The organism is Rhizobacter sp. P2_H2 (assembly GCF_056403375.1).
Genome location: NZ_JBFUFP010000307.1, coordinates 1 through 5,430, shown reverse-complemented (window position 1 = coordinate 5,430; position 5,430 = coordinate 1). Strand labels below are relative to the sequence as shown.

Sequence of the window (5,430 nt, the reverse complement as noted above, 5' to 3'; positions counted from 1 at the left end):
GCCGGGACCTTGGTCATGGAGGAACCCCGAAGGACAATGAGTTGCCGATGGGCGGCTGAGACTGAATATGCAGATCGCTCGGTGGGTACCGGCTGGTCGAGGCATGCGGCGGGTGATCTAGCCGATTCGCTTGTCACGTCGCAGCTCGGCGCCGATGCGCTGAATCTCGGCCTCTCCCAGTGCCAGGGCAGTCTTGCTGGTGTGCACCGAGTAGTAGCCCATCACCAGGTCGTGTGGATGCTTCACTGCCGAGCCGAGGACGAAGGACGTGTCGCCGTGGGCCACGAAGTCGATGGCTTGTTCCGATTCCTCGAACACGGCGAGTTCACCGGTGCCGACCATCCCATTCACGTCGAGTCGTCCCGCGCTGACCGCCAACCAGGCCACGGTGTGGCCGGCGGGCGGCGTGTATCGCCAGCGCTCGCCGTCCTCCAAACGCACGGCAAGGTAGTTCATGCCCGAAGGTGCGGGAATCGGGCTGTGGGCCTTGCCGTAGCTTCCGAGCAGCGCACGTGCCGGGCCTTCGTGTGGAACGTCTGAAGGCGCCAGGTACAGGCTCTCCGCGTGCGCGTTCTCTTCAGAGGGAGGCAAGGCGACCCAGAGTTGAAAGCCCGACATCTGCAAGTCGCCGACGGGTGCGCCGATATGCCAAACGCCGTTTCCGGAGCGCATCCACTCCACGCCGCCAGCGGGCAGCACGCCCTTCTTGCCGGTCGTGTCTTCGTAGCGAAGGTTGCCTGTCATCACGAAGGTCAACGTGGCGATGCCTGAATGCGGATGCATCGCGAAGCCCTGACTGCCGAGACCGGGGCTGAAACTGTTGAGGTCGAGAAAGATGAACGGCTTCAAGAACTCGCCGAGGTCGCTCGGGCTCACCAGCCGCGTGATCGGCCCATGGGTGTTGCCATGCGTGCGGTGGACGATCGCCCGCCCGCCCGCGCTCGATGCTCGATCAAGGTTCGGATTGCCAGGAAGGGCTTGCGCTGCGGTCATCGATCGTCCTTGGAGTTGAAGTGAAGGCGGCTCGCCGAAGACATGACGTCTGAACTGCTGCAGTCAACGTTTGAACGATAGGGGCGGTAGGATCGACGTACTAGCCGGTGCAGTTGGAGCGCACCCGTCCAATTTTTGAATCAATGGGTCGCCATGCTTGATCTGAACGACATCGCCTTGTTCGTGCAGGTCGTGCGCAGCGGCAGCTTTGCGGGCGCGGCGCGGCGCCTCGGCGTGCCAGCGAACACCGTCAGCAGGCGCGTCCAAGGGCTCGAGCAGCATCTCGGCGTCCGGCTGCTGCAACGCTCGACCCGCAAGCTCACTCTCACCAGCGCAGGCGAGGAGTTCAACGCACGTTGTGCCGATGCGGTAGCGGGACTGGTCGAAGCCGGGCAAGTGCTGAGCTCCGCAGGGCAGGAGCCGAGTGGGCTTGTTCGCGTTGCTGCGCCCGCCGACTTCCTCGACATGTTCGTAATGGAATGGGTCGCCGAGTTCCTGGCGACCTATCCCAAGGTTCGCCTTGCGTTGGTGCTCAGCGATTCGAAGGCAGACCTGATCGCGGATCGCATCGACGTGGCGTTTCGTGGCGGTCCCCTTGAGGACTCGGAATACATCGGGCGGCAGGTTCTGAGTGCTGGCAACGACGGGCTGGTGGCCAGCCCTGGCTATCTTGCAGCGAGGGGCGCGCCCAGCACACTGCAGGACCTGATGGAGCACGATTGCGTGACCTTTGCGCACTCTGGCAGTCATATAACCTGGCACCTGGCCGGACCCGACGGCACTGGTGAAGCCGTGCAGGTTGCCGCTCGCTTCAGCGGCAACACAGCGCAGGCACTTCGCAAGGCGACGCTGGCTGGGTTGGGGATCACGCTTCTTCCCAGGGCCATCCTCATGAAGGACTTGCAGGCCGGACGCCTTGTTCCCGTGCTACCCGAATATCAGCGTCCCGGCCACGGCCTCAATGTGCTGTATCCCAGCCGACGGCATCTGCCGCTGGCTGTGTCCGCATTCATCGATCTCGTCGTCGAGAAGGTCGGCGAACTGGATGCGGCATTCACACCGCAGCGCCCTTAGGAGTGCGCCAGCACCTTCCGCGGTTCCGCTGAAGAGCACAGGGATCCGCAAGCTGAGCAGGTTAGCCACCCGAAACCCGCCGTTCGTGACTGGCTGCTCCTGRCCGACTGCGCCTATTCGTCCATCGGCTTGCAACCRGCCGCCCAGAGGAGACGGCACGGCTTCCGACCGGCTGCTCGCGAGCGAGGCGGGGAACATACACTCCCTGCCACTTATCGTTCCCAGACTAGATTTTCTCCGTAGCCTCTCCGGAACCCACGCGTCCAGTGGGTCCTGCCATAGGAGTAGCCTCTACCTCCCTGGAACTGCTCGCCTGTGTCGTGCGCGATCAGTCGACGATGCTCAGGATGGACTTTGAGAAGCCATTCAGATGCTCGACAAGCCATCTGCCCGCAGGACCTGGCGGCTTTGACGCCGGGTGATAGGCGGATACGCCCAGCATGAAACCGGTAGGCGGCACTTCTTCTGTGTCCAGCAGCACCAATGTCCCGTCGGCGATGTCCTTCTCGACTGTGTGCAGTGGCATGTTTCCCCACCCAACGCAGTCTTTGAGAAAGGCATGCTTGGTCGAGAGGTCTGCCAAGCGCCATGTGGACGCGGATACGACACCGTAGTCCCGTCCTTCCATCAAGTCAGACCGATCTGTCAGAACGAGTTGTACGTGGCTCGACAGCTCATGCTTGGCAATGCGACGTCCGATGCTCGCGAGCGGATGGTTTGCGGCAGCAACCGAGACCAGAGGAATTTCGCCAAGCCGCTCGCTGACGAGAGATGGAAACGCGACAGGCAGCGAGGCCAGAATCCCGAGGCTGCAACGGCCACCCAGAACTGACTGATAGCCAGCGCCCAATCCTTCRACGAAGAGCCGAAGCGGGGTCAACGGAAACTGGCGTGAGAACGCCTTGGCGGCCGCGCTGATGACGGCAGTGGGAAAGAACACGTCGACCACCACCGAGAGCTCAGCTTCGAGCCCCGAAACCATCAGCTTGGCGCGAGCCTTGAGGGTGTCCACACCGGACACGACACTTCGCGCGTCTGCGAGGAGCAGCACTCCCTCAGTCGTGAGCTTCGGGAACCGTCCAGAACGGTCAAACAAGGTGACGCCCAGTTGCCCCTCCAGGTCACCAATCCATCCGCTTACCGCGGATTGAACGCGGTTGAGCCTGCGCGCCGCGGCGGAGAAGCTTCCTTCGTCAACGGCGGCTATGAAGCTTCTGAGCTGGTCGAGTGAGACACCGTCGAGCATGGCCCCTCCCATCTCCGAGGGAGATGTATCGCATCTCAATATACCGTCTTTTCAGATACGAGGGCTGGCCGCACCATTCGTTTATCAAGCTACACCCCACCGGAATTCACCATGCGTCTGCTTCACCTTGATTCCAGCGCCCTCGGCGCCGCATCCGTCAGTCGCCGCCTGACATTGGAGCTCGTCGCGCGCCAGCGCGCGTTGCATCCCGATATTCGTGTCACCTACCGAGACTTGGGATCCGACCCTGCGCTGCACCTGACAGGAATTCACGTGGCGGCCCGTCAGGGTGTCGCCAGCGACGACATGACCATCAATGCGGACTTGGTGAAAGGGAACGCCTACCTGGATGAACTGATCGCCGCTGATGTTCTTGTCATTGGTGCGCCGATGTACAACCTGACGATCCCAACGCCGCTCAAGGCATGGATCGATCGCATTGCGATTGCCGGCGAGACATTTCGCTATACCGCGACCGGACCTGAGGGCTTGCTGAAAGGCAAGAAGGTCTTCATCGCATCCGCGCGCGGTGGCGTGTATTCCGCAGGTAGCCCAGCAGCTGGGTTCGAGCACCAAGAGAGCTACCTCAAGGGCCTCCTGGCCTTCCTCGGCGTGACAGACGTGACCATTGTGCGAGCCGAAGGCACCGCGTTCGGTCCCGAGGCGAGAGAAGCCGCTGTTGCCAAAGCGCTCGAGGAAGTTGCGGYCATCACCGCATAGACAAAAGCGGACTCACCAGACCCGCTCCACCATACCGAAGGAAAACTCGTGAACTACTCGATCATCGGCTCTGGCAACGTCGGCTCTGCCTTGGCCAAACATTTCGCCCGCAGTGGCATCGCCGTAGGCCTGGCCAACACCCGCGGGCCAAGCTCCATCGCCTCAATGGCAAAGGAGATCGGCAACGCCGTAATTCCCATGACTCTGCCGGACGCGCTCAAGGCCGAGGTAGTCATCCTTGCGATTCCCTTCCGCGCCCATACAACCGTCGCAGGAGGTCTGCCGAGTTGGTCCGGCAAGGTTGTCGTCGACGCCATGAACACCTACGGCATCTCGCCGGAGGAACTGAAGGGGCGCCCTTCCACCGAACTCGTGGCAACTGCATTCTCCGGGGCGAAAGTGGTCAAGACGCTCAATCAGCTGCCGGCCAAGCTCCTGGCCAAGGATCCTGCTGATGGCGGGGGGCGCCGGGTCATGTTCGTATCGAGCAACGACGATGACGCGCAGACTGCMATCTCAAAGCTGGTCGCCGCTCTGGGCTTCGCTCCCATCCTGCTCGGCAAGCTCGACGAAGGCGGCAACCTGATCGGCATGGGTGGACCGTTGATCCTCCAGAAGCTCATCAAGCAAGGCTAGAGCGGCGTCCACTCTCGGCGATGGCTGCTGAGGGAAGCACGTCGATGCCAATATCGATGGCGCCGTGATGACGGCAACTTGACGTCGTCGACAGGTACTCAAGAAAGCCGCGTCAAAGGAACCCGCATGCGCGATGCTCTCCCCGAGGAGATCACCTTTCGAAGACTGGAGATTCTGCTGGCCTACATGGATGCCGGCACACTGACACGAGCTGCCCAGGCGCTGGGCATCAACCCAGTCAGCGTCCACCGCGCGCTGCACTCGCTTGAGGACGGGCTGCGCTGTCCACTGTTCCGCGCGGAGGGCAGGAACCTGATGCCAACGTCGGCTGCTTCCGTGCTGGCGGGAACCGCGCACGAAGCGCTCAAGGTCATGCGCGAAGGAGTCAAGGCCACACGCGCTGCAGGTGGCTACCTGGCCGACAGCGTCTGCATTGGCTCGCTGTACTCGCTCGGCGTCAGAACTATTCCAGGGCTTGTCACCGCCCTCAAACTGCGCAGGCCGTCCTTGCAGACCGACGTCTCAATGGGATCGAACGTCGAACTCTTGACCAAGCTGCGTGACTTCACTGTAGATGCCGCGTTAATGGTGTTGCCGGACAGCGCTCAGGATATCGAATCGATCCCGCTGTTCGAAGACCAAGTGTTCTTCGCAGCGCCTGCAGACTCGAAGTATGCGCAGATGGATTCAATCGACTTAGGTGCTTGCGATAGTGAGCGCTTCGTAAGCCTCACCGAGGGATTCGCCACACGCAATGATTT

6 protein-coding genes are annotated in these 5,430 nt (G+C 61.9%); 4 read left to right on the top strand and 2 right to left on the bottom strand.

Translation table 11 applies throughout. From position 1 onward, the window contains the following. Nucleotides 1–117 precede the first annotated feature (117 nt). Entirely contained in the window at nucleotides 118–993 is an 876-nt protein-coding gene (locus AC1D15_RS16560; RefSeq protein WP_477826827.1) for a pirin family protein, read from the bottom strand. Between the two features lie 153 nt (nucleotides 994–1,146). Here AC1D15_RS16560 and AC1D15_RS16555 point away from each other — a divergent pair, with 153 nt between their 5' ends. Continuing rightward, nucleotides 1,147–2,067: a LysR family transcriptional regulator gene (locus AC1D15_RS16555; RefSeq protein WP_477826826.1), complete on the top strand. Its 921-nt coding sequence runs from the start codon at nucleotides 1,147–1,149 to the stop codon at nucleotides 2,065–2,067. A 328-nt stretch (nucleotides 2,068–2,395) separates the two neighbouring features. Here AC1D15_RS16555 and AC1D15_RS16550 read toward each other — a convergent pair whose 3' ends face one another. Continuing rightward, nucleotides 2,396–3,313 (bottom strand): LysR family transcriptional regulator, encoded by a 918-nt coding sequence (locus tag AC1D15_RS16550; protein ID WP_477826825.1) that lies wholly within the window; start codon nucleotides 3,311–3,313, stop codon nucleotides 2,396–2,398. A gap of 111 nt (nucleotides 3,314–3,424) precedes the next feature. Between AC1D15_RS16550 and AC1D15_RS16545 the strand changes: the two genes are divergently transcribed. The 3 genes from AC1D15_RS16545 to AC1D15_RS16535 form a co-directional block, all read left to right on the top strand. Next, a complete protein-coding gene (locus AC1D15_RS16545) occupies nucleotides 3,425–4,033 on the top strand; it encodes an FMN-dependent NADH-azoreductase (protein ID WP_477826824.1) in 609 nt (202 codons plus the stop codon). 48 nt (nucleotides 4,034–4,081) lie between these two features. Next, complete coding sequence (locus AC1D15_RS16540; protein ID WP_477826823.1) at nucleotides 4,082–4,669, top strand: NADPH-dependent F420 reductase; 588 nt, start codon at nucleotides 4,082–4,084, stop codon at nucleotides 4,667–4,669. A 126-nt stretch (nucleotides 4,670–4,795) separates the two neighbouring features. Continuing rightward, a partial coding sequence (locus tag AC1D15_RS16535; protein WP_477826822.1) for a LysR family transcriptional regulator occupies nucleotides 4,796–5,430 on the top strand: 635 nt, incomplete at its 3' end.